This window comes from Paenarthrobacter nitroguajacolicus (genome assembly GCF_029952445.1).
GTDB lineage: Bacteria > Actinomycetota > Actinomycetes > Actinomycetales > Micrococcaceae > Arthrobacter > Arthrobacter nitroguajacolicus_B.
Window position 1 is genome coordinate 57018 of sequence record NZ_JAQPPK010000021.1, and the last position, 22868, is coordinate 79885.

26 protein-coding genes and 1 tRNA gene are annotated in these 22868 nt (G+C 62.6%); 10 read left to right on the top strand and 17 right to left on the bottom strand.

Going from position 1 to position 22868, the window contains the following annotated elements; all coding sequences use genetic code 11:
• Window positions 1-5 precede the first annotated feature (5 nt).
• The 9 genes from PJL15_RS15775 to PJL15_RS15815 form a co-directional block, all read right to left on the bottom strand.
• Window positions 6-515, bottom strand: a complete 510-nt coding sequence (locus PJL15_RS15775; protein ID WP_281452090.1) for an RNA polymerase sigma factor — start codon at window positions 513-515, stop codon at window positions 6-8.
• 105 nt (window positions 516-620) lie between these two features.
• Window positions 621-1667, bottom strand: a complete 1047-nt coding sequence (locus PJL15_RS15780) for a HoxN/HupN/NixA family nickel/cobalt transporter (RefSeq protein WP_281452091.1) — start codon at window positions 1665-1667, stop codon at window positions 621-623.
• On the bottom strand, window positions 1667-2482 hold the full coding sequence (locus PJL15_RS15785) for an urease accessory protein UreD (protein WP_348651493.1): 816 nt from the start codon (window positions 2480-2482) through the stop codon (window positions 1667-1669). The genes PJL15_RS15780 and PJL15_RS15785 overlap by 1 nt, the downstream gene beginning before the upstream one ends.
• A gap of 125 nt (window positions 2483-2607) precedes the next feature.
• Window positions 2608-3225 carry an urease accessory protein UreG gene (ureG, locus tag PJL15_RS15790; protein ID WP_281452093.1) on the bottom strand — a complete coding sequence of 206 codons (618 nt, stop codon included), beginning with the start codon at window positions 3223-3225 and terminating at the stop codon, window positions 2608-2610.
• Between the two features lie 13 nt (window positions 3226-3238).
• Window positions 3239-3910, bottom strand: a complete 672-nt coding sequence (locus PJL15_RS15795; protein ID WP_281452094.1) for an urease accessory protein UreF — start codon at window positions 3908-3910, stop codon at window positions 3239-3241.
• Between the two features lie 141 nt (window positions 3911-4051).
• Window positions 4052-4525: an urease accessory protein UreE gene (gene ureE, locus PJL15_RS15800; protein ID WP_281452095.1), complete on the bottom strand. Its 474-nt coding sequence runs from the start codon at window positions 4523-4525 to the stop codon at window positions 4052-4054.
• Between the two features lie 7 nt (window positions 4526-4532).
• Window positions 4533-6263, bottom strand: coding sequence for an urease subunit alpha (ureC, locus tag PJL15_RS15805; protein WP_281452096.1), 1731 nt, complete (start codon window positions 6261-6263; stop codon window positions 4533-4535).
• Entirely contained in the window at window positions 6260-6628 is a 369-nt protein-coding gene (locus tag PJL15_RS15810) for an urease subunit beta (RefSeq protein WP_281452097.1), read from the bottom strand. The genes ureC and PJL15_RS15810 overlap by 4 nt, the downstream gene beginning before the upstream one ends.
• Window positions 6629-6636: 8 nt before the next feature.
• Window positions 6637-6939 carry an urease subunit gamma gene (locus PJL15_RS15815; RefSeq protein WP_281452098.1) on the bottom strand — a complete coding sequence of 101 codons (303 nt, stop codon included), beginning with the start codon at window positions 6937-6939 and terminating at the stop codon, window positions 6637-6639.
• A 197-nt stretch (window positions 6940-7136) separates the two neighbouring features.
• Between PJL15_RS15815 and PJL15_RS15820 the strand changes: the two genes are divergently transcribed.
• On the top strand, window positions 7137-7658 hold the full coding sequence (locus tag PJL15_RS15820) for a flavin reductase family protein (protein ID WP_281452099.1): 522 nt from the start codon (window positions 7137-7139) through the stop codon (window positions 7656-7658).
• 17 nt (window positions 7659-7675) lie between these two features.
• On the opposite strand, the gene PJL15_RS15825 is transcribed toward PJL15_RS15820, so the two are convergent.
• Window positions 7676-8776, bottom strand: coding sequence for a D-TA family PLP-dependent enzyme (locus tag PJL15_RS15825; RefSeq protein ID WP_281452100.1), 1101 nt, complete (start codon window positions 8774-8776; stop codon window positions 7676-7678).
• 32 nt (window positions 8777-8808) lie between these two features.
• Window positions 8809-9813, bottom strand: a complete 1005-nt coding sequence (locus tag PJL15_RS15830; RefSeq protein WP_281452101.1) for a LacI family DNA-binding transcriptional regulator — start codon at window positions 9811-9813, stop codon at window positions 8809-8811.
• Between the two features lie 200 nt (window positions 9814-10013).
• Between PJL15_RS15830 and PJL15_RS15835 the strand changes: the two genes are divergently transcribed.
• The 5 genes from PJL15_RS15835 (at window position 10014) to PJL15_RS15855 (ending at window position 13143) form a co-directional block, all read left to right on the top strand.
• Window positions 10014-10733: a GAF and ANTAR domain-containing protein gene (locus PJL15_RS15835; protein ID WP_281452102.1), complete on the top strand. Its 720-nt coding sequence runs from the start codon at window positions 10014-10016 to the stop codon at window positions 10731-10733.
• The gene (locus PJL15_RS15840; RefSeq protein WP_281452103.1) at window positions 10726-11508 is read left to right on the top strand and encodes a GAF and ANTAR domain-containing protein; all 783 of its coding nucleotides are present in this window, start codon (window positions 10726-10728) and stop codon (window positions 11506-11508) included. The genes PJL15_RS15835 and PJL15_RS15840 overlap by 8 nt, the downstream gene beginning before the upstream one ends.
• A gap of 116 nt (window positions 11509-11624) precedes the next feature.
• Complete coding sequence (locus PJL15_RS15845; protein WP_281452104.1) at window positions 11625-12347, top strand: GAF domain-containing protein; 723 nt, start codon at window positions 11625-11627, stop codon at window positions 12345-12347.
• Window positions 12348-12356: 9 nt separating this feature from the next.
• Complete coding sequence (locus tag PJL15_RS15850) at window positions 12357-12674, top strand: hypothetical protein (protein ID WP_281452105.1); 318 nt, start codon at window positions 12357-12359, stop codon at window positions 12672-12674.
• Between the two features lie 94 nt (window positions 12675-12768).
• Window positions 12769-13143 carry a hypothetical protein gene (locus tag PJL15_RS15855; RefSeq protein ID WP_281452106.1) on the top strand — a complete coding sequence of 125 codons (375 nt, stop codon included), beginning with the start codon at window positions 12769-12771 and terminating at the stop codon, window positions 13141-13143.
• Between the two features lie 16 nt (window positions 13144-13159).
• Here the strand turns inward: PJL15_RS15855 and PJL15_RS15860 are convergent, their stop codons facing one another.
• Window positions 13160-14683, bottom strand: coding sequence for an alpha-N-arabinofuranosidase (locus tag PJL15_RS15860; protein ID WP_281452107.1), 1524 nt, complete (start codon window positions 14681-14683; stop codon window positions 13160-13162).
• A 183-nt stretch (window positions 14684-14866) separates the two neighbouring features.
• On the opposite strand from PJL15_RS15860, the gene PJL15_RS15865 reads away from it, so the two are divergent.
• On the top strand, window positions 14867-15487 hold the full coding sequence (locus tag PJL15_RS15865) for a class I SAM-dependent methyltransferase (protein WP_281452108.1): 621 nt from the start codon (window positions 14867-14869) through the stop codon (window positions 15485-15487).
• 70 nt (window positions 15488-15557) lie between these two features.
• Here PJL15_RS15865 and PJL15_RS15870 read toward each other — a convergent pair whose 3' ends face one another.
• The 4 genes from PJL15_RS15870 to PJL15_RS15885 all read right to left on the bottom strand — a co-directional run bounded on the left by PJL15_RS15870 (window position 15558) and on the right by PJL15_RS15885 (window position 19075).
• A complete protein-coding gene (locus PJL15_RS15870) occupies window positions 15558-15860 on the bottom strand; it encodes a hypothetical protein (protein ID WP_281452109.1) in 303 nt (100 codons plus the stop codon).
• A gap of 370 nt (window positions 15861-16230) precedes the next feature.
• On the bottom strand, window positions 16231-16833 hold the full coding sequence (locus tag PJL15_RS15875) for a hypothetical protein (protein WP_281452110.1): 603 nt from the start codon (window positions 16831-16833) through the stop codon (window positions 16231-16233).
• Between the two features lie 23 nt (window positions 16834-16856).
• On the bottom strand, window positions 16857-18878 hold the full coding sequence (locus PJL15_RS15880; RefSeq protein WP_281452111.1) for an alpha/beta hydrolase: 2022 nt from the start codon (window positions 18876-18878) through the stop codon (window positions 16857-16859).
• A 124-nt stretch (window positions 18879-19002) separates the two neighbouring features.
• Window positions 19003-19075: transfer RNA gene (locus PJL15_RS15885), tRNA-Lys, on the bottom strand.
• Window positions 19076-19312: 237 nt separating this feature from the next.
• Here PJL15_RS15885 and PJL15_RS15890 point away from each other — a divergent pair.
• Window positions 19313-19972: a hypothetical protein gene (locus PJL15_RS15890; RefSeq protein ID WP_281452112.1), complete on the top strand. Its 660-nt coding sequence runs from the start codon at window positions 19313-19315 to the stop codon at window positions 19970-19972.
• 234 nt (window positions 19973-20206) lie between these two features.
• Here the strand turns inward: PJL15_RS15890 and PJL15_RS15895 are convergent, their stop codons facing one another.
• Window positions 20207-20950, bottom strand: coding sequence for a hypothetical protein (locus tag PJL15_RS15895; RefSeq protein WP_281452113.1), 744 nt, complete (start codon window positions 20948-20950; stop codon window positions 20207-20209).
• Between the two features lie 195 nt (window positions 20951-21145).
• Between PJL15_RS15895 and PJL15_RS15900 the strand changes: the two genes are divergently transcribed.
• Together PJL15_RS15900 and PJL15_RS15905 are read left to right on the top strand one after the other, a co-directional pair.
• Window positions 21146-21763 (top strand): DUF47 domain-containing protein, encoded by a 618-nt coding sequence (locus PJL15_RS15900; protein WP_281452114.1) that lies wholly within the window; start codon window positions 21146-21148, stop codon window positions 21761-21763.
• Window position 21764: 1 nt separating this feature from the next.
• Entirely contained in the window at window positions 21765-22781 is a 1017-nt protein-coding gene (locus tag PJL15_RS15905) for an inorganic phosphate transporter (RefSeq protein ID WP_281452115.1), read from the top strand.
• Window positions 22782-22868 lie beyond the last annotated feature (87 nt).

The following is a 22868-nucleotide window of genomic DNA, read 5'->3' on the forward strand; positions in this document are numbered from 1 at the left end:
TGTCTTCAGACCCCCATCTTCTGTGTTGTCGATTCGGCCCCGGCAGGCATCAGTTTCCGGAAGGCAGTCCGTGCCCGGTGGAGGCGGACTTTTGCCGCGGATTCGCTGCATTGCAGCACTCCCGCGATGTCGGTAGTGCCCAAGCCGTCCCAATAGGCCAGCTGCAGAATGTCGCGGTCCTGCGCCCGAAGGCGATCCATGGCATCCTGTACCGCGGCGTTTTCGGAGGTATCGCCGAAGCGTTCCACCGCCGTCGTGCGGAGCTTTTCCTGCAGTGCCTGCTGCCGGTCGCGGCTACGGTAGGCATTGCCCACCAAATTGCGCGCAACTGTCAACAAATAGGCGAGCTCCGGACGGGCATCGTCGGACCACTTTTGCCAGACGACCCGGAAGACGTCCGCCGCAATTTCCTCGGCCATCTCCGCTGATTCCACGCGTCGGCGGACAAATTTGAATACGGATGGATAGCTGTCTTTGTGAATGGCGATGAACGCCAATTCGCGCTCGGAAAGCACGATTTTCCCCCTGAAACTTAGAACCCGGACCTGCAGGATACTTGTATAGTTTCCGGCTCGGGCCCACTGGTTACAGTAAGTGGGAAATATTTTGCGTTGGCCCGCCTAGGCCGCGTGGCGTGCGACGCGTCCGCGCCAGACAGACCCGGACCACACGGTCACAAACAGGGCCACCAGGATCAAGCCGGCGTCGCCCAGGTCGACTTCGCCCAGCCACGTTGTCAGCGGATCGTGCAGCCCAAAAGCGGCGTTGGAGAAGCCACCCAGCGTGATCAAAGAGATGAAGAGCGCCGAAACAGCCGAGATCCCGGTGATCACGGCGTTAAAACCCAGCTTCCGCCGGGGATTGTGAATGGCGGACTTGTACATCTTCATCATGGCAACCCCATTGATCGAGTCGCACAGGGTCATTGCCGCGGTGAAGGCCAGCGGGAGCGCCATCAGGGCGAGGGGCGAAACTCCGGCGAGTGACGCCGTCGTGGTGATGAGCAGCAGCCCGATGGTGGTGGCGGTATCGAATCCCAGCCCGAAGAGGAAGCCGATCACGTAGATGTTCCGTGGCCGCTCCACCTTTGACAGCGGCTTGGCCAGCAACCGGGCAACAAAGCCCTTGGCTTCAAGGTCTTCGGGCCGCAGCTCACCGCCGCCCTGCACCTTCCGGTACACCTGCATGGCGCGGATGAACGCGGAGCCATTGAACAGGCCCATCGCCAGCAGGAACAGCCCGGACACGCCGCCGCCGATCAGGCCGAGGACCGTGTTGCCGGTGGTTCCCTCCTCCATGAACTGCCCGATCAGCGTAGCCCCGGCCACCACCAGGAGCCCCGCAAGAATTACCACCGAGCTGTGCCCCAGGCTGAATGCGAACCCGACGCTCACCGGGTCCTTTCGCTGGGCAACGAACTTGCGCGTGGAGTTGTCGATCGCTGCGATGTGGTCCCAGTCGTAGCTGTGCTTGATGCCCGCCACGTACGCGGTGACCACCAGCCCGAGCGCCAGCGGCTGGGCACCACCGGCGCTTCCGGCAAGCAAAAGTGCGACGCCGGCAACATGCAAAGCGGCGACGGCACCGAAAGTGAACAGCAGGCGCGTCCGGAAGGACAGTGCGTCCCGCTCGCGGTACATGGCGGCGAACTCCGTCAGCGCAGTCATCAGTATTTCCTCAGGTTCAGGGGCTCCTGCCCGTACCAGCGTTCGCGCAGGAAGCTGGTGCAGGCGCCGAGCAGCGTGTTGAGTTCCTCGGTGCTGTTCGACAACGATCGCAGCACAAGCCCGGTAGTTCCTGCAATAGTCGCGGTCAAGGAAACTCCGGTGTAGGCCCCAAATCCGCGGGTCACCTCATGCAACTGGTCGGCCAGCCCTTGCTCCACGCGCGGATCCACCACCACCAGAGAGCCCAAATGGCTGGACCCCTCCATGAACCCCAGGCCTGTCACATCGTTGACGGGAGGACGGATCAGGAGATTATCGAGCGCCAGCAGCTTCGCACTGTTTCCGTCCTCGATCCAGATTTCGTTCCGCAATCTCACTTCTTCGTACTTGAACTCCCCGCCGTCCGGCGACCACCCTGGCGTGATGACTTCAGCCATGACAAAGCTCGACGTCGGGTGGAGACTTATCCGCGAATTCTGCCGATAACTGGCCTCCCGATAAGCAATCAATTGGTCGGGCAGCAACTCCAGCCTGGAGCCCTCCCCCAACCTCACACTCATTCGCTGCTCAGCAAACGACCCCGGCGTCCGGTACACCTTGGTAGCCGACTGCGTAGTCAACAACAGCTCAGCCCCCGCCTCAACCTCCACGTCAATGAGGAACAAGTCCGCCCCCAAATACGCCCCGCCAGGATTGACCATGACATAACAAACCTGCCCGCTCTGATCCAAGTAATGCGGCCGCAAAACCCGCAGAGCCCCCTCATGAAACTGCCGCGAAGCAACAGACCGCCCTCCACGCTCGGCGATGCGCAGCCGGAGTTCGCCCCTGGGCGACTGGACCGCCGAGGCGGCTGAGCCGGATTTTTGGGCCGCGGCGTGGCGGGCATCGCGAAGCGGGCACGGCCCAAAATCCGGCGAAGCCGCCGTCGCAACCAGACTCACGAGGCCAAGTCGAGCATCAGGACATCCCGCCGGATCCAGTTGAGGACGTCTTCCAACCCCTCGTCCGTCTTGAGGTTGGTAAAGCAGAACGGCTTATCACCGCGGAATTCCTTGGAGTCCCGCTCCATGATGGACAGGTCGGCTCCGACATGCGGGGCGAGGTCGGTCTTGTTGATGATGAAGAGGTCGGACTTGATCATGCCTTGGCCGGCTTTGCGGGGGATCTTCTCGCCTTGGGCGACGTCGATGATGTAAATGGAGAAATCCACCAGTTCGGGGCTGAACGTGGCTGAGAGGTTGTCGCCGCCGGATTCGACGAAGATCACTTGCAGGTCCGGGTGGCGTTGCTTGAGTTCTTCAATGGCCGCGGTGTTCATAGACGTGTCTTCGCGGATGGCGGTGTGCGGGCAGCCGCCGGTTTCGACGCCGATGATCCGGTCCTCGGGCAGGATTCCGTTGGCTGCGAGGATTTTTGCGTCTTCGATGGTGTAGATGTCGTTGGTGACGGCGGCCATGGAGATGTCGCCGCTCATGTGTCGGGTGATCCGCTCCACGAGCTGGGTCTTTCCAGCTCCTACGGGTCCACCGATGCCGATTTTGATGGGTTCAGTCATGTGTCCTCCTGAGTTAGCTCATGAACATTCGGGCGCGTTGCCGTTCGTGCCGCATTTGTGAAATTTCCAGTCCGGGACTGACCGCCCCGAAGTCTTCCCAGCACAGCCGTGCTACATCCTGGACGGCGGCAGCAACGGCGTCGTGCGCCTGGCGAAGTACCCGCTGCCCTGCGTTCTGCCCCAGCGGGATGGCGCGTACGGCGTTCTGCGTCAGCGAAGTAACGGTCGCGAAGAGATAAGCGGACAGGGCAGCCTCAAAGGGAACCCCCAAGGACCGCGCAATGACACCAAAAGCCAAGGGCTGATGCCCCTGCGCACTCCCCTCCCGTACCAGCTCCCGATAAGCATCCAACTCCCCCGACGGAAACACTTCCCCGCCGATCTCGAGCAAACGCCCACCCATCTTCAAAGAGGCCTCCCGAACCTCCCGAGCCAACAACTGCGAAGAAAGAACAGAATCCAACAAACCCACATCCGCCCCCTCATAAAGAAAGCGGATAGCAAGTCCATCCGAGTAAGTCAGCTGCTGCCCCAAAAAAGCGGAAAGCCAAACCCCAAACGACCCCTCATCCCCAACAAGCCCACGCTCGATATAGCCCTCAAACCCCAAAGAATGAGCAAACGCCCCCGTAGGCAAAGCCGAGTCGGTCAACTGCTGAAGAGCCAGCTGATACGTCGCACTCACGTGCCACCGCCGGAGGTGCGGACTGCGGGCTGGAGCGGAGCTGGGAAGGGGGCCGCGGCGTGGCGGGCATCGCGAAGCGGGCACGGCCCCCTTCCCAGCGAAGCGCAAGCGCGCGCTCCCAACCTGACGCGGCGCATCACTTTAGTGCGAATGCTCAGCATGGCGGAAAGGCACCGGCATGACCCGCTCTTGCCTGTCGTAGGGGACGCCAACGCTCTTCAGATAGTCCTCGACCGTGTGGTCGTACTGGCACACCATGACCTCGGCCCCATACTCGGACGAGGCATCAAAGAACTGTGCCTGCAGGTGTCGGTTGCCGAGCGAGTGCGCCACGACGCCCATTTCGTGGATGCTCCGCGCCGCAATGACCAGGACGTCGGTGGGCAGCACGGAGATGATGATGACGTTGTGGTCGTCGGCGGCGAGGATGTCGCCGTCGCGGAGGTCGCCTGAGCCACTGGGCAGGCGGATGCCAAGTTCCTTGCCGTGGTCCGTGGTGACGCGCTGGATGCGTTTGACCAGCAACGAGCTTGGGAGCACTACCTTCTCTTTGTGGTGGCCGGTGTAGGTGTCGGGCAGTTCGTGCAGGTTGCCCAGGATTTTTTCAACGATCATGAGGCTCCTAGAAGAGGAAGTAGCGCTGTGCCATGGGCAGGACGTCGGAGGGCTGGGAGGTGACTTCTTCGCCGTCGACCGTCACCTTGTAGGTTTCGGGGTCGACGGCGATGTCCGGGGTTTCGCCGTTGTATTTCAGGTCCGCTTTGGTGAGGTTGCGGATGCCGGTGACGGGTTTGATGATGCGTTCCAAGCCCAGCTCGGCGGGCACTCCGGCGTCGATGGCGGCTTTGGACAGGAACGTGATGGACGTCTGCTGAAGTGCCTTGCCGTAGGTGGCGAACATGGGCCGTATGGTGCGTGGTTGTGGCGTGGGGATGGAGGCGTTGGAGTCGCCCATGAGTGCGTAGGCGATCTGCCCGCCCTTGATAACGAGTTCGGGCTTCACACCGAAGAACGCCGGGTCCCAAAGCACAAGGTCGGCGAATTTGCCCTCTTCCACGGAGCCGATCACGTCTGCCATGCCCTGCGCGATGGCCGGGTTGATGGTGTATTTGGCCACGTAGCGTTTGAGGCGGAAGTTGTCTGAGTCCGCGGAACCATGGACGGTCCCGGACGGATCGGAGAGCACTCCGCGCTGACGTTTCATGGCGTCGGCAACCTGCCACGTCCGGGTTACCACTTCACCCACACGGCCCATTGCCTGGGAGTCCGATGACGTGATCGCGAAGATACCGAGGTCGTGCAGGACGTCTTCGGCGGCGATGGTTTCGGCCCTGATGCGGGAATCGGCGAAGGCCACGTCCTCGGGGATGTCCGGGTTGAGGTGGTGGCACACCATGAGCATGTCCAGGTGCTCTTCGAGGGTGTTCTTTGTGTAGGGCAGCGTGGGGTTGGTGGAGGCTGGGAGGACGTTGGGCAGTCCGGCGATTTTGATGATGTCCGGGGCGTGGCCACCGCCGGCGCCTTCGGTGTGGAAGGTGTGGATGACGCGCCCGTCGATCGCCCGGATGGTGTCTTCCACGAAGCCGCATTCGTTGAGGGTGTCGGTGTGGATCGCTACTTGGACGTCGTATTCGTCAGCGACGCGGAGGGACATATCGATCGAGGACGTGGTGGAACCCCAGTCCTCGTGGACCTTCAGCCCTACCGCGCCTGCGCGGATCTGCTCGGCAAGGGGCTCGACGGCGGACGCGTGGCCTTTCCCGAACAGGCCGATGTTCACGGGCAACCCCTCGGCGGCCTGAAGCATCCGTGAGATATGCCAGGCGCCCGGCGTGATGGTGGTGGCTTTGGTGCCTTCGGCAGGACCGGTTCCGCCGCCCACCATGGTGGTGATGCCGTTGCACAGCGCCGCGGGCACCTGTTCCGGGGAGATGAAGTGGATGTGGGTATCGATACCCCCGGCGGTGAGGATTTTCCGCTCGCCGGCGATGATCTCGGTGCTGGAGCCGATGACAATGTCCACGCCGTCGGTGATCTGCGGGTTTCCAGCCTTGCCGATCTTGAAGATATGGCCGTCTTTCAGGGCGATGTCCGCTCTGTAAATGCCGCTGTAGTCCAGGACCACCACGTTGGTGATGACGGTATCGGGAATGTCCTCGTCCCGGGTGAGGCGTCCGTTCTGGCCCATGCCGTCGCGGATTACTTTTCCGCCGCCGAAGACTACTTCTTCGCCGTAAACCGTGTAGTCCTTCTCGATTTCAAGGAACAGTTCGGTGTCGGCCAGGCGGATGGCGTCACCGGTGGTGGGTCCGTAGAGCTCGGAGTACTGCTTGCGGGAAATCTCGAAGCTCATTGGTTGTCCCTTTCGGCTGCGACGCCCGGGCGGGGTTCCCCGGCAAGGCCAGTACCGCCGTCGAGCTTTCCGTTGACTGCGTTGCTGAGGCCGTAAACCTCACGCGCCCCCACCAGGGCGATCAACCGGACCGTCTTCCTGTCGCCCGGTTCGAAGCGCGCGGCTGTGCCGGCCGGGATGTCCAGGCGGCGGCCATACGCGGCTTCGCGGTCGAACTCCAGAGCGCGGTTCGCTTCGGCAAAGTGGTAGTGCGAGCCGATCTGCACGGGCCGGTCACCGCGGTTCACAACCTCGACGGCGATCGCCTCCCGCCCGCTGTTGCAGGGAATCGAACCTGGCCGGAGCCTATATTCACCGGGGATCATGGGTGCTCCTAGCGGATGGGGTTGTGGACGGTGACGAGCTTGGTGCCGTCAGGGAAAGTGGCCTCGATCTGGACGTCGTGGATCATTTCCGGCACGCCTTCCATCACGTCTTCGCGGCTGAGCAGGGTGGTTCCGTAGCTCATGAGTTCCGCCACGGTCCTGCCATCACGGGCGCCCTCGATGAGCTCGTAGCTGATGATGGCCACAGCTTCGGGGTAGTTCAACTTGAGCCCGCGGCCTTGGCGGCGACGTGCGAGGTCGGCGGCCACCACGATCATGAGTTTCTCCTGCTCACGGGGCAAAAGGTGCACTACATCTCCTTAGGGCTGGGCACAGCTGTTCCTGATGTGACCAGCTTAAGGAGTGGACGTTTCAACCACGTTTCCGATCTGTCTCGGCCGGGGATCGAATGGGCCCGAATTGACCTCAATATATGTTGAGGTCCTAGCATCAATTGAGGTGCGCCCCAACAGCGTCAGTTCAAGCACGTTCCACCAAAGGTATAGCTATGACCCAGCACAATCCCCTGCCGTCCCCGGCAGTCGGCGAACTCTTCAGGGCCGCGTTCCGCGCGCACCCGGCGGGAGTCGCGATCGTCACTGCCGCCGGGCCGGACGGTCCGGTAGGGCTCACGGCGTCCTCCGTGGCGTCCGTCGCGGTGGATCCGCCAACACTCGCCTTTTCCGTTACAGGTGGTCGTTCTGCCTCGGTGATTGCCGCGGCGCAGTCAATCGTGGTGCACCTCGTGGGTGCTGATCAGCTGGAACTCGCGCGCGCTTTCGCCAACCCCGCCGCTCCCCGGTTCACGGAAGACATGGACTGGGAGGTGCTGCCCACCGGCGAGCCCCTTCTCCGGGAGGCCCAATGGGCACTGCGCTGCGACATCATTCACCGGGCGCCGCTTGGCTCCTCCGTGCTTTTAGCGGCGGCGGTCCAGGACATCCGGGCCAACTCCGACGCCTCAGCCCCGCTGGTTTACCACAACCGCGAGTTCCACACGTTGCTGGAGAACGTTCCGGTTCCGGGCTAGGTACTCCGGGCTAGTTGCTAGTTGTTCCGGCCCCGCGCCGCCACGGCCCACTGCTCCACCACAACACCATTACGCACCACCGTTACCTCGTCCACGAGGTTCATGGTGAGGCAGACGTGGTTGGGGATCACCCGGAGCCGGGTGCCCAATGGCGGCAGTTCGGACGACTCGGGCCACACCACCGTGGCGTGGTGCTCGGACAGCGCCGTCACCCTCGCTTCCGGGTACTCGGGAAGCCGGGCATAGCCTGTGGCCCAATCCGGGCGGTCGCTGCCCAGGATCTTGCTGCCGGCATCCACCACGACCCGCCGGACGTTGCCGCCGCGGGCTTCGTGGCGGCTGACCACGGTTGCCGCCACGGTCAACGCGACGTCATCCCACGTGCACCGTTCGAGTTCCAGTTGCTGGGCGTCGCCGAAGACGTAGACGCCTGGACGCAGCTCCGTTGCCGCAGTATCCCCGCCAAGCAGGGCCGTCGGCGTCGACCCACCGCTGATGGTCCGCACGTCGAAGCCCGCCGACACAAGCGCAGCAGCCGCCTGACCCAAAGCATCGTTTTCGTTGCCGGCCGCACCCGTCGGCATTCCCGGCTTGTAGCTGTGGCCCGGGAACGTGAAGACCCCGGCCACACCCAAACCGGCAGCAGCTGCGGCGTTGGCCACCTCCACGGTCTCGTCAGGCAGGACTCCACTGCGGTGATGGCCGCTGTCCACTTCTATCAGCACCTCAACGGAAGCGGCGTCCGGCCCCAGTTGGCGGCCCATCGCCGTCGCACCTTCCGCGGAATCCACACCAACGGCCAGGCGGCACGTGGCGGTCAAAGCGCGAAGTCGCGCCGCGTGATCGGCTTCAACCCACAGAGGGTAGGCAATGAAGATGTCCTTCACGCCATCGGCTGCGAAGACCTCGGCTTCGCCAATCGTGGCAACGGTGATCCCCACAGCACCGGCGGCCAACTGCCTGCGGGCAATCTCCAACGTCTTGTGCGTCTTGACGTGCGGACGGAGGCCAAGTCCCCTGTCCTGCATGCTGGCAGCCATCCGCTGGATGTTGCGGTCAAGGATGTCGACGTCGATCATGACGGCGGGAGTACGGATGTCGGCTGGGATCACGTTCATTCCTAAAACACTAACTCCCCGGATACCAACGTTCAGGGCGCCGACTGCCTGACGCGCAGCTCGAACGCCGCTTCCAGCTGCCGCACCTTGGGAACGGCCATGTTGCTTTCGATCCGCTCGATCAGGAGTTCGACGGCGCGCTCCGCGATTTCCGCACGCCCCGGCGCCACAGTTGTCAGCGACGGCGACGCGAACCGGGCCTCTTCAATATCGTCGAAACCGGCGACGGCCACCTCCTCTGGCACCTGCTTGCCCCGGACCAGAAGTTCGTGGAGGGCACCCAGGGCCAGGGCATCGTTGAGCCCGAACACGGCGTCAAACTCTGCGCCGCTGTCCAGCAGCCGGGCCACGGCCTCGGCTCCCCCATCACGCCTCCACTCGCATCGCATCACCAGTGCGGGGTCGTACTGGACGCCGGCGTCAGCGAGCGCAGCCTTGTATCCGCTAAGGCGCAGGCCACCACTGCCGGTTGTGTCGCCGTCGTCCGCGCCAAGGACAGCTATCCGACGGCGGCCGCCCGCAAGCAGGTGCGTGGTGACGGCTGCGGCGGCCTCGTAGTTTCGGATGAGGACCATGTCCAGGCGTGGGTCTTCCACGAATTCGCCGAGGAGGACCAGCGGCTTCTTGCCGGCGGCGTCGATGATTTGCTGGGCGTCAAGGGTGAGCGGAATGAACAGGAGACCGTCGGTGAGGCTGCGGAACTGGCCCTGCAGGGCGGCGCGTTCATGATCGGCTTCGTTACCGGACTGCTCTACCAGGACCCGGTAGCCGCGCGCCCAGGCGGCCTTCATGATGTCGGAGGCGAGTTCGGCGTAATAGGGCACCGAGAGGTCCGCCAGAACCAGGCCGAGCATGCTCGTCTTGCCGGAGCGGAGGCTGCGGGCGGTGAGGTTGGTTTCGTACCCGAGTTGGTCGATGGCATCCAGGACGCGTTGCCGGGTGGTTGGCCGGATGAATTCGTAGTTGTTGATGACGTTGGAGACCGTCTTCAGGGAGACTCCGGCAACGCGCGCGACGTCGTTCATGGTGACTGCCATTAAGTGTGCTCCTTTGTGCTGGTGGTATACATCGTTGCAGATCCGCGGGGCTGGTCCATCGTGGGTCATGCAGGCGTAGTGTGGGAAGTAGGAGATTTCGGGTGCGGCATATCCGGAGTTGCTTATCGGGGCCGTGCGCGAATACGAGGGCGCTGCCGCCAGCCGGCTCTCCACGCGGCGTTTCCGGGAACGAGGCCTTCATGGCCCAGAACGATGCAGTACCCACGGCAGAACAGTTACAGGATCTGTTGTTGGAAAGCCCGGGATTCACGGAATTCCTCCTGGGCCTCACCACCATTTCGGCATCCCTCCTTGGCGGAGACGCCCCTATGCTGTGTGCCATCACGGTGGAACGGGACCATGGCCCCGCCACGGTGGCGAGCAGCACTGACGAGGCCCGGTTGCTGGATGAAAAGCAATACCAGTTCGACGACGGCCCTTGCCTCACAGCGCTGCGGCAACAACGCACGGTTTTGATCGCCGACCTTCAGTCCGATGCCCTGTGGCAGCACTACGCCCAGGCGACCGCCACCGAGGGCATCAGGACCGTCCTTGCCGTTCCCATCCGGACCGACGACGGCTCAAGATCGGCGCTGAACTGCTACTCCACCACATTGGGAGCCTTTTCCCCGGAGACTGTGGCATCAGTGGAAAGGCATGCGGAATCACTTTCACGGATTTTGCGCCTGGCACTAAGGTTGCATGCCGAGGACCCCTACCCCGAGCACCTGCGCGCAGCGCTGAGGTCCCGGGCCATAGTGGACGCCGCAATTTCGCTGGTGATGGCGCAGAACCATTGCAACCGCGAGTCGGCCCTCAAACTTATACAGCTCGCTTCCCGCAACAGCGATAGGCGGCTTCATGAAATAGCGGGCGACATCCTCCATGCCGCCGGTAGGGAGCAGGGAAACCATGACTGAAACGCAGCGCCCGGACAGGCTCTCTGGACAGGATCCGGTGGAGGACCGTGTGGATCTTGCAGACTTCCTGGTGCATCTGCAGGACCTCTTGGTGCACAACGCGGATGTGCGCGACTTCCTTCAGGATCTGGTGGAGCTGACCGCGAAGAGCCTCACGCGGAACGGCAACACCATTGCCTGCGGCGTCACGGTCATCAGGCAGAAGAAGCCGGTGGCTGTTGCGGACAGCGATCCGCTGGCGCGGAAGCTCGATGACATCCAAAACAGTTTCGGGGACGGTCCTTGCCTTACCGCCTTGCGCACACGCACCATCTCGCACGTACCGAATGTCCGGGATGAAACGAGATGGCTGGAGTATATGAAAGCTGCCGCATGCACAGATGTCGGTTCCATCCTGGCGTTGCCCTTGGAGCTGAACGGTGTCGCCGAAGCCGTGGTGAACCTGTACTCGACCAATACGCACGGTTTCTCGGCCGCGGACATTGCCGCTGCAGAGCAAGTCACTGCCACCGGTGCCAAGGCCCTGTATCTGGCGCTGAAGATAGCCCAGTTGCGGGATGCCCGCGAAAACCTGACGGCAGCCCTGGAGTCACGGACGGTGATCGACACCGCCGTCGGAATTGTCATGGCCCAGAACCGCTGCGGCCGGAGTGCCGCGTTCCAAATCCTGGTGAACGCATCCAGCCACCGGAACATAAAGCTCCGTTCAGTGGCGGAGCACGTCATCGCCCATGTTGCCGGCGACCGCGATTTCACGGCCGCATTTGAGGAGTAGTGCATCCGGTAATCCGATTCGGGTGCCGCAAAAGCACTAGGCTTGAAAGTGCAACGCGGAGAGATTGGCAGAACGCAGATGTCGGTGGGCCCACATGAACGGCCGGGAAGAAGACCATGACGAAGAAGCACCTTCCCCTGGACGAACTCTCCGGCGCCATCGGCAGGATCCTGGGCCTTCTCCTCACGGAAGAAAAGGTGGACCACGCGGTTCAGAGCCTCTCGCAGGCCATCAAGGATTCAGTTCCGGGCGCGATCGGCGCGGGTGTTTCCATCTTCGATCCACAAGGCCGGGCAACCAGCACGGGATCAACCGACGGCATCGTTGAAGAGTCGGACCAGCTCCAGTATGAGTTGGGTCAAGGTCCATGCCTCACTGCCTGGGCGTCCGAAGAACCGGTTCTTGTGGAAGATGCGCACACTGAGTCGCGCTGGCCGGAGTGGACCGCAGCGGTGGTGGCCCTGCCCGTAAGGTCGGTGGTCAGCGCACCGCTTATCGCCAGCGGGCACAGCATCGGTGCCATCAAGGTCTACGCTTCCAGGCCATCAGTTTTCGACTCCGGCACCGTGTCCCTCATGGAACTCTTCGCTTCCCCGGCAGCTACCCTGCTCTCCCACATCCAAAGCTCGGAGACACCACAACGGATCAGCGAAGGCCTGCAGACGGCCTTATACGGCAGGGACCTGGTGAACCGCGCGTGTGGAGTTCTGATGGAGCGCCACAAGATTACCCATGAAGAGGCCCTGCAACGGCTCCTGCTGCAGTCGCGGAACACTGGCACGGCACTGCAACAGGTCAGTGAAGAGCTCATTGCCGGGATTCCGGCAGACCGGCAATAAGGCTGCAAGATGGGCTTCGATAGCAACGAACCCGAACAACGCCGAAGGCTGCTGGCGGCTCTTGAATCCGCCGGAATCTCCACGGGAACACTCTGGCTGAGGTACTTCAGCATCGGCGGATCCGTGGGCGAGTACGAAGTAGAAGCGTACCTGCAAGGCATGCTCTCGCTCCCCGAATTGGAACGCGACCTCCTGGCCATGGCCGCCAACGAGCTCTCCAGCCGCGGGGCCGGACCACGTGCCCCGTATGCGGACGAGCTTCCCGTCGACGAAACACCTGCCCAGGAGAACCCCGGGCTTCCCGACGACGGCCCGGCTTCCCCGTAGCTGTCACACGTCGCTCATACCCCTGCAACGCGCCCGCAACATAGTTGCGGAAAGCTGGAACCAAACAAACGGCACAGCCAGCGGAGGGGGCAACATGAGCATTGCAAACAGGGACCTATTTCAGGCGCTGAAGACACAGGCCACTCTGGCCCAGGCATTCGGCGCGATGCCCGGCAGCCAAGAGGAGCCGCACCCCTTGAGCGAGGGAGACTACGTCGAGGCCTGGCACAACGGCCGGCTGTACCACCAGGGCACCGTGGTCAAGACCGTGGCGGGCACGGACCTTTTCTGGCTCAACGACCACGCCGGGAACCGGCGCCTGCTGGACATGGACTCCATGGAAATTGTGACCGTTGACGGGCCGGCCCCGGAGACCGCAACGCAATCACCCAGGCCGGCACCCACGGCCACCGTCACACCCATCTCCGCGTACCCGACGTTCCACGACGGCTCACAGCAGATCGCCTAGCCGCTCCCGGAGTGTCCTAGGACTCCAGGGAAAGCCTGATCATGGTCCAGCTCACGGGCGGAAGCCCGGCGGTGAGGCTGCCGCCGTCGAGCTTTACACTGACGTTTTCGGACGGCAGGACCGACGTCGAATCGTCGGCCGTCGCCTGCCAATACGGGTCCTTGTTCGTGTAGGTCACCGCTTCGATCACGCCGCTTGCGTTCAAGCCTCCGACAGCGGCCTGCAGGGTCAGCGCGTCAGTTGCCGACCGGTTCACGGCGAACACCACGGCCTCGTTGGCGACGGCGTCATACGTGGCCACTGCTGACAAGGCGCTGAATCCGGCTGTCTTCTCGCTGCTGAGCGCGGGCGACTCGACGGCCACGTTCAGGACCTCGCCCGAGGCGTGCTCTGAGGTGAGTGCGAACGGGTGGAAGGTTGTCTGCTTCCAGGCACGGCCGCCGGGCTCGGTCATGATCGGTGCGATCACGTTGACCAGCTGGGCAAGGCTCGCTGAATGGACGCGGTCGGTATTGCGCAGCAGGGTGATCAGGAGATCTCCCACCACCACGGCGTCGGCCACCGTGTAGCGGTCCTCAAGGAGTACCGGCGCAACCGGCCAGTCATCGCCGGTGGGGGCCTTGGACTCGTCGCGGGTCATGTGCCAGACGTTCCACTCATCGAACGAAATGTTGACCTGTTTCTTGGACTTGGTGGCCGACTTCACGTGGTCGATGTGCGAGACGATGTCCTTGATGAACGCTTCCATCCGGTGCCCGGCGGACAGGTGTTCCTGCAGGTTACCGAAGTCCTCGAAGTACTGGTGCGCGGAGATCAGGTCAACCAGTTCGTACGTCTCATTGAGGACCACTCGCTCCCACTCGCCGAAGGTAGGCATGTCCGGGCCGGAACTTCCGCAGGCAACCAGCTCCAGGTCCGGATTCACCATGCGCATGGCCCGTGCAGTTTCGGCGGCCACGCGGGCGTATTCGGTGGCCGTTTTGTGGCCAATCTGCCAGAACCCGTCCATTTCGTTTCCCAGGCACCACATGGTGATGTTGTGCGGCTCAACGGCCCCGTTGGCCTTGCGCTGCTCGGAAAGTGCGGTGCCGCCCTTGATGGTGGAGTACTCCAGCAGGTCCAGGGCTTCCTGCGTTCCCCTGGTTCCCAGGTTCACGGCCATCATCGGTTCGGCTCCGGCCTTCTCCGACCATTTGGCGAACTCGTCCACGCCCACCAGGTTGGGGTCGCTGGAGTGCCACGCGAGATCCAGGCGGGTGGGGCGGTTTTCCTTGGGGCCAACGCCATCCTCCCAGCGGTAGCCCGACACGAAGTTACCGCCCGGGTAGCGGACTGTGGAGACACCCAGTTCCTTGGTGAGCTCCAGGACGTCCGTGCGGAATCCGTCCTCGTCAGCCTTGGGGTGCTCCGGCTCGAAGATGCCCGTGTAGACGCAGCGGCCCAGGTGCTCAACGAAAGCCCCGAAGGTCTTCCTCCGGACGGGTCCGGTGACGAACGCGGCGTCGATGGTGATCTTGGCGGTGTTGTTCTGGTCTCCCAAAGCGTGGGTCCTTGTCTGCTGGGTTGTTCCGGGGTGTACGAGTCGATTTACAACGTTATAGAAACCATGCTGTAGGTGTATTGGTGGCGAGTCAAGAGATTTCTTTCTCTGCGGCTCCGGACATGCGCGATGGATCGGCGTGCGTGAAAGCCCGTGCCAAGACGGCACGCATAGGCTGGTGGCATGTCACAGCCGAACGTCGGAGCCGCCTACTCGGCGCGATCCGCGGAATACACCCGACTCTTCGGCTCCATCGACAGCACGCACGCAGACGATCGCTCGCTGGTTCAGGAATGGGCCTCTCGACTCAGTGGAAAAGTCATCGACGCCGGCTGCGGGCCAGGGCAGTGGGCCGGCTACCTCCGCTCGCTGGGCACCGAGGTTGAGGGCGTTGACCAGGTTCCGGAATTCATCGCAACGGCCCGGGAGCGCCATCCGGAGATCCCATTCACGCTGGGACGCCTCGAGGAGCTACCAGCAGCCAACCAATCACTCGCCGGGATACTCGCCTGGTACTCGGTGATCCATACGCCACCCCAGGATCTGGGCAACGTCCTTGCCGAATTCGCCCGATGCCTCGAACCGGGAGGCAGCCTGCTCCTGGGCTTTTTCGAAGGCGACGCCGTGGAGGAATTCCCGCACGCCGTGGCACCCGCCTACTTCTGGCCTGTGGAGGAGATGTCCGCCCGATTCCAGGGTGCTGGTTTTGCGGTGGCCAGCACGCACTCGCGGAGGGATCCCGGAGTCCGCCCGCACGGCGCCATGGTTGCGGTGCGGCGCATCAGGCCCGCCCCTGTTCGCTGAGATCTCCCTGTGAGCGGCGAGTGCGACGAACAAACCCCGGAGTGGGCAAGGAGGCGCCGCTACCGTCCCACTACTTGCTTGTCGGAGCGGGAGTGGCGCTTGCATCCTGTCTGTCCAGCTCTTCGTAGATTGCACTGAGGTCTCCGACGACGCAGGCGCTGCCCATCTCCAGACCGAAGCCTTTGATGTTGGCGGTGAAGGAGACAAGGTGTCCGCCGTTCTCATCGGCGTAGAGGCGGATGAGACCTGGGTCCAGGGGGTTCGTTTCCGTGCGGGCGGTAAAGCCCTTGGATTCCCAGAACGTTTTGACGACGTTGACTGATGGCTCCAAGTCGAGGTTTTCCATGGTTTGGCTCAAGACAATGTAGTTCACGCCGTCTTTGCCCGTCAGGTGTTCTGCAGCCCATGTTTCGAGCGCCCGTATCGACCCACCCCTGCGGCCCGATGACTTTTTGGGTTTCGACTTTGAAGGCGTGCAGGTCGGCGAGGGCTTGTTTTAGTTCTTCAATTTGGGCTCAAACGGTTGCGGGATCGCTGGGGTTGTTTGAGCCGTTCATGGGGTTCTCCGTCGTGGGCGTGCAAGCGCTCAGTGCAATGGCCGCGCCAGCCAATGCAGCGAGTATGCGCATGGCCTTTGGACGTGTGTCGTGTTCATAGGGCATGAGGTTCGCTCTTTCCGGAAACTGTTCCAAGCCCACGCACTCCATCACGACGCAACACAGACCGTTGGCGCAACAGACTGCTTACTTCGTAGACGGAGAAGCACTGGAGCCGGAAGGGAGCCCATAAATCTCGGGATACAGCTCTTTGTAAATTGCGTTTTGGTCTCCGGCGACGCAGGCGCTGTCCATCTCCAGGCCGGAGCCTTTGATGTTGGCGGTGAAGGACACAAGGTGTCCGCCGTTCTCGTCGGCATAGAGGCGGATGAGACCCGGGTCCAAGGGGTTCGTTTCCGTGCGGGTGGTAAAGCCCTTGGACTCCCAGAACGCTTTGACGACGTTGACTGATGGCTCCAAGTCGAGGTTTTCCATGGTTTGGCTCAAGACAATGTAGTTCACGCCGTCTTTGCCATCACTGGTGGTGCAGGCGCTGTTGCGGGTTCCCTTGTCGGCCCAGGCCTGGGGCCCGATGACTTTCTGTGTTTCGACTTTGAAGGCGTGCAGGTCCGCGAGGGCTTGTTTTAGTTCTTCGACCTGGGCTTTAACGGTTGCGGGGTCACTGGGGCTGCCTGAGCGGTTCATGGGGTTCTCCGTGGTGGGTGTGCACGCGCTTAGAGCAATGGCTGCGCAGAACAGGGCCGCGAGTATGCGGATGGCCTTTTGTCTAGCCCTGGGTTGATGGGTCATGCGGTTCACTCTTCCCGTGTTGTTCATCGGCCAGCAAATCCAACGGGAGGCGACATAGGCCGCGCGCCTTGCAGGATTCGTTCTCCGTTGCCAGTTGTTGTGAGGGCAGCTTCGTACAGGGCGGTCGTTCCTTTGTCCAGGTAGCCGTAGCCGTCGCCGTCTTTTCTGTGTACCAGTGAGTTGTGTTCGGTGGTGCCTTGATAAAGGGTCCCGTCAATCGTGGCTTCTTCAGAGGAGAACACTTTCGCGCCGAAGGCTTCCATGCGCGGATCCTGGCGTAAAAAGCGTCCCATTTGGGCCAGACCGTCGCCGTCAGCGTGGCTGGCGTACACCTGCCCGGTAGGTACATGAAGTTCTCCGGTGTTCTGGATCTCCTTTTCTATGCCGGCCGAGGCAAGCATCGTGAAGGAGGCGACATTCAACTCCGCGGCGGCAAGGGCATTGGACGTCACGGTCGTCCCGTAGGAGTGGCCCAGGATGTGAAGGGTCTCCGGGGTCCTGTTGCCAAAGCTCGCTCTGACGGCATTGAAACCCCGAAGGTCCGCGACGAATCGTTCAGAACCGACACGGGCGGCATCGCCGCTGTTCACGGTCGGGACAGTCGGCGGGTCGTAATTGATCCACGCCACCACCGCAAAGGACTTACCCGCGTCGTTCAGGCTTTGCCGCGACTGGAGGTTCGCGGCATTTGTTGCCCAGTCATTGAAACCGCTTTGAGGGGTTATGTTCATGCCGGATACAGCGTAGGTAACGTTGTCAGCTGTGTCCGGGTTACCCGCAGAGACCTGCGCCTTGGGCGAGCCATGGGTGAGATCGAATCCGAGCAGGACGGCATCGCCTGTGGCTCCGGCGTTGACAAGAGCCCCACGGATCCCGTCAAGTGCCCGCTGCTGCGTTTGCAGGTTCGTCCAGTTCGGGTTGGTTATGGACTCTCCCGTGCCGATGCGCAGGAGTTGAGGCGTTTTGGCCAGTTCGGCGTTGATGCGTTCCTGCTCGGTGAAGAGGCGTATCCGGTTGGCTTCATTCCGAGCAGTCGCGGTGACCCCGTTCAGGTTCCCGATGATCCCCGGGAAGGCCTTGATCAGAAGCTTCTGACTGGCACCGCATTCGGTTGCTCCCTGAGAGACTGTCTGGCCGAGACCAACCCACCACTGGGCTATCACTACAGGGTCCAACCCTGGTTGTTCGAGGAGCCCCCGAAGTCGGCCTTTGTTAGCAGGGGCGGCAAGCCAGGCTTCAAGTTGCGTGGCATTCAGGGCGCCGATGTCGTTCAAGCTGACCTGCCCTGTTGGCGCGTACTGTATGAGGGCGCTGTTAAGCATGGCGTCAGTCATGGAGCCGCTGCAGGCCTTTTCGAACGCCGTGGCGATCTGTTCAAGCCAGGCCGCGTCGGCGGTGTTCTCGGTCAGAAGTTGCTCGAGGCCGGACACGAACGTGACACTGCCGCAGTTCACCCAGGAACACGCTGCGGTGAACTCACTCCACGCGTTCCGGATTCTTCCCAGCTCCGCGTCCAGGATGTTCGTAGAAGCGCGGGATTGGAACACGAATTCGCGCAGCTTCCCAGGATCCGCCGAGCTGGTTCCCCCTCCCGAACCACCGGCGAACCGGACACGTTCGCTCGCAGAAAACACCGCTGAAATCGTCGGTGCAGCGATCGGGAATTCCATGGGCATCGGATCACTCAACGGGGTCAGGAAGGACTGAAACTCTTGTTCACGGGCCTCGGCGCGGTGCCGCCAGTCGGTGAGCCTCTTTAGCCGGGACTTCTCCTGCTGGGCACGCAGCTTCGCTTCCCGGACGTCCTCCGCCAGACCCGCGAGAACACCGGCTAGATGGCCGCGATCGTTGGCCCTGATAGCACAGGCCTCGGCGAACAAGCGTGCATAGCCGCCCCTGAAGTCCCCCACCGCATAATCCATGGCACCGCCCACGAATCCGCCCTCCCCACGCAGTGCCTCATCCGCGGAATCAGCAGCGGTGATCAAAGCGTCGGCTGCGCCGTCGTCGAAAGCAATCTCCACCGCCGCATCAAAGGCCCCCACGCCAGAATCCCCTCATCAGTAGTTAATCCATCGAATAGTCTAACCGATGATCACCAGAGCGTGTCCTTGGCCATGAAACAAAAAACAGGCCGGAGACTCAACGTCTCCGGCCTGTCCAGGAGGGTGGGCCCTGTGGGGATCGAACCCACGACCCACGGATTAAAAGTCCGATGCTCTACCAACTGAGCTAAAGGCCCTCCAGCTGTTGAAACAGCCATGAATACTGTACCCCAAGCTCAAGCCCACCAAGGAACCCAAGCCGTCGCGCGCCGTCGTCACCTTCTTTGAAGGAGAACTCGACGACGGCGCGCGGCAGCACCGGCGCGTCGGCGCACCGACGAGGGCAAAGTGGGTGGTGAAGGCCCGACCCGGCAACAACAGCAGCCAAGCAACCGTTACTCGACCCCATCAGGGCACAGGAGTACGGTGAACTCATGAGCGAACAGCCAGGATCACGTGCGTACGGCGGAGCAAACAGGCACCACAAGCCCAAGCCCTTCGCGCCCATCGATTTCGAACCGTTCGCCGGTGGGGCAGATCCCGCGCGGGTGTCGGAGGCAGCACACCTGGCCGCCCAGGCCCTGGTCAAGCGGGGGCGTGACAGCGACGATCCGAAAGTCACGCGCCGGCTGGTAAAACTGGCCGACGAGCAAGGCCTGGACGCCATCGCCGAGATGTGGGCCGAAAGCCCCGCCCGCAGCCTGCCCGGAGCACTCTGGAGGCTGTACGCCCTCCGCGCCGCCACCATCCAGAGCCCGGAGCGCATCTCCGTCTACTTCAGGGCCGGCCGCGATACCGCGCAGGTTTCCAACGTGGTGGCGGGCGCCGCCGAACCGCCGGGAGCCGAGGAAATGAAGACCATGGCGGACGCCATTTTGTCGGGTGCTTTCGACGGCGAGTTCGACGTCGCGCTGGAACGTTCCGCGGCCTTCTGCCGCGTGGTGGCGCTCGGCCAGGCGACCCTCGCCGACGGTGCCGAACACACCAACGAAGGCCACGCAAGCAAGCTCACCCGCAACTCCCACCAGTTGGTGAAAACAGCGGAAGACCTTGAGCACGCGGCCAATGCTTGGCGGCTGGGAGAGCTGGACTAACGCGCAAAAAGGGCGAAACGTACCCACGTCGGACCCGGACTGTCAATGTTGACTTAGCCCGCCTGACGGTGAAAACTAAAGCTGGTGTCGAACCGCGAAACCCCCGGGCTTCAACTTATAGCCGCTTCGAGCGGCCTACCGCCGAGAGGCGTATCCGGTTCGGCACCATTTTTATGCCCGGACGCAGTTTGCCCGGGCCAGTCCTGGGACGACCCGGGCAGCTGCGGCAGATAACTACTTCAGTGTGACCGTGGTTTCAGCGGTTTCCTTCTTGTCGTGATCGAGGTCGCCGGCGGCGTCCTGCGGAGTCATGGTGGCGCTGATCTCAGCTTCCTTGCCCGCGGTGTAGGCGAAGTTCTCTGCGATGTTGAACGACTCACCCGGCTTCAGCACGAACGGGTCCTTCTCCTTGAGCTTGATGCCCGAGCTGCTGAGGCCGTGCTTCTCGAAACCGTCACTGCTGGAATCGGACGGCATTCCGCCAAGGTACTTCCAGTCCGTGTACTTGGCAGTCGGCGTCACCAAAGAGTGGCTCAACGGAATGTCCGCCGATGAGGTGTTGGTGACCACGTAGTTCACGTAGACGATCGGAGCGCCCTTCTTCAGCAGATTCTCCTTGGTCTCCTTGTCCACGAACATGCTGTCCTTGGAATTGACGTCCGTTGCTACTTGGAAGACGTCAACGGAGAAGCTGTCACCCTTCAGGCTTCCCAGCTTGTCGCCGGCATCTGAAATGGGAAGAGCCCAGGAAGCAACCTTGTAGGCGCCGGAAGAGGTGCCTTCCGAGGAGGGCGAGCTCGATGACGAGGACGAGGACGAGGTCGATGACGACGCCGACGGCGAGGCTGACGAAGAGGAGGACGACGGCGATTCGGAACCTCCCGCCGTCGAACTCGACGCGGCGGGGCCGCAGGCACTCAAGGCGAGCATCCCGGCAGCCGCCAAGCCGGTTATTTTCGCTACATTGTTGAAACGCACAATTCCCCCATTAATTGGATTAATTAATTGACTTGCCAAGTCTCACACGGCTGTGCAGCACCCGCGATGGGGACAACTTCCCGCAACCCTCCCGCGCGCATCCCGCACCCCTCTCCCGACCGGTAAAGTTGGGGACGAAACGGGTCGCGTCAAGTCAAGCGGTCCGCGCCCACCCGTCCCCAGCCCGGAAGCGACATGAAGCTGCGCCTTTTCCCCCAGGAACCTGCCGGGCTCGTATTGCTGGCACAGATGGCCGGCGTGATCGTGGCCGCCACCGGAACCCTCTCCGAAATTCTCGGCGCCCCCGCGAGCGAGCACGAACGGCTTGCGGAGGAACTGCACGAGCACGAGTCCAAGTCCCTGGACCTGCACTTCGCGCTGCTGACCCATATGCGGACCAGCTTCGTGAATCCCCTCCCCCGCGAAGACATGTACACCCTCTCCCGCCACCTCAATGAGGCCATGGAGAAGCTGGATGCCGCCGGCGACCTCGTGGCAATCTACAAACTGGACCGGCTTCCCAAACGCGCGGCCGACCAACTGGAGATCATCAGCCGCCAGGCCGAGCTGACGGTGGACGCCATGCGGAAACTCGAAGACCTCGACGAGCTTGAGGACTACTGGATCGAAATCCTCAGGCTGACCAAACGGGCCGAACGCACCCACCGGATCTGGGTGGCCGAAATGCTCAAGGACATGAAGTCCACCCAGTACGCGCGGCACCGGGACATCGCCAACCAGCTGGTGGAAGTCACCAAGGACATGCGAAAGATCGCAACCCAGGTAGGCAGCATCATCGTCAAGGAATCCTGACGTGACAATCGCCGTCCTGGTCCTTGTAGTTGCTTTGGCCTCCGGCTTCGCGTTCCTCAACGGCTTCCGGGACGTCTCCAACGCCGTCGCGCTCTCCACACGGACCCGGGCCCTCACGCCGTCCATTGCCGTGCTGCTGGCTGCTGTCTTCAACTTTGTGGGTGCCATGCTCAGCGGCACGTTCGTCCTCGCGTTCACACAGGCGTGGATCACCCTGCCCCAAGGCACCAGCGGCCTGACCATGCTCGCCTCCGCCTTGGCGGCCTCGATACTGTGGGGTGTTTATGCGTGGTGGCGGGGCATTCCCTTGTCCTCCACGAACTCGCTGGTGGGCGGCCTGATTGGTGCCGGCAGCGCCAGCCTCCTGGTGGGCGGAAACTCCCTGGGAGGCGTGGACGGCATCGTTGTCACGCAGGTTGTCCTTCCGCTTGTGCTTTCCCCGCTGATAGCTTTCGGGGCGGCCTACCTCCTGGTGTGGCCAGTGACCTGGGCCGCCCGCTACACGCAGCCGAACGTGGTGAACAGGCGCTTCCGGCGTGCACAGGCCGTATCCAGTGCGGCCGTAGCGTTCGGCCACGGCCTCCAGGACGGGCAGCGCACGGCAGCGGTCATTCTTCTGGCAATCGTGGCTGCCGGGTTGTCCGGCGGTAACGACGTACCCCTGTGGATCCTGCTGCTCACGGCAGTCATGCTGACGGCAGGCACCCTGTTGGGTGGCTGGCGGATATCGCACACTCTGGGACACAAACTGGTCCGGGTGGATCCCCTGCGTGGATTCGTTGCCCAGACACTGACGTCGGTCATGCTGTTCATCGGCGCGATCGGCTTCCAGTTGCCGCTCTCCACCACGCACACGCTCACGGCCTCGGTGTTGGGCGGAGGCGTCAACCAGCGGTTCCACACCATCAACCGGCGCCTGGTCCGGCGGATACTGCTGTTCTGGCTGGTCACTCCCCTGGTCACCGCAGCCGCGGCGTTCATCCTGGAACTGGCGTTCTCCCCCCTCACGCGCCTCTAGACCCAACTAAGTAACAGCAAACGGCCCACTGAGCGTTCAATGGACCGTTTGCTGTTACTTAGTTGGGTACGAAAAAACGACGGCGGC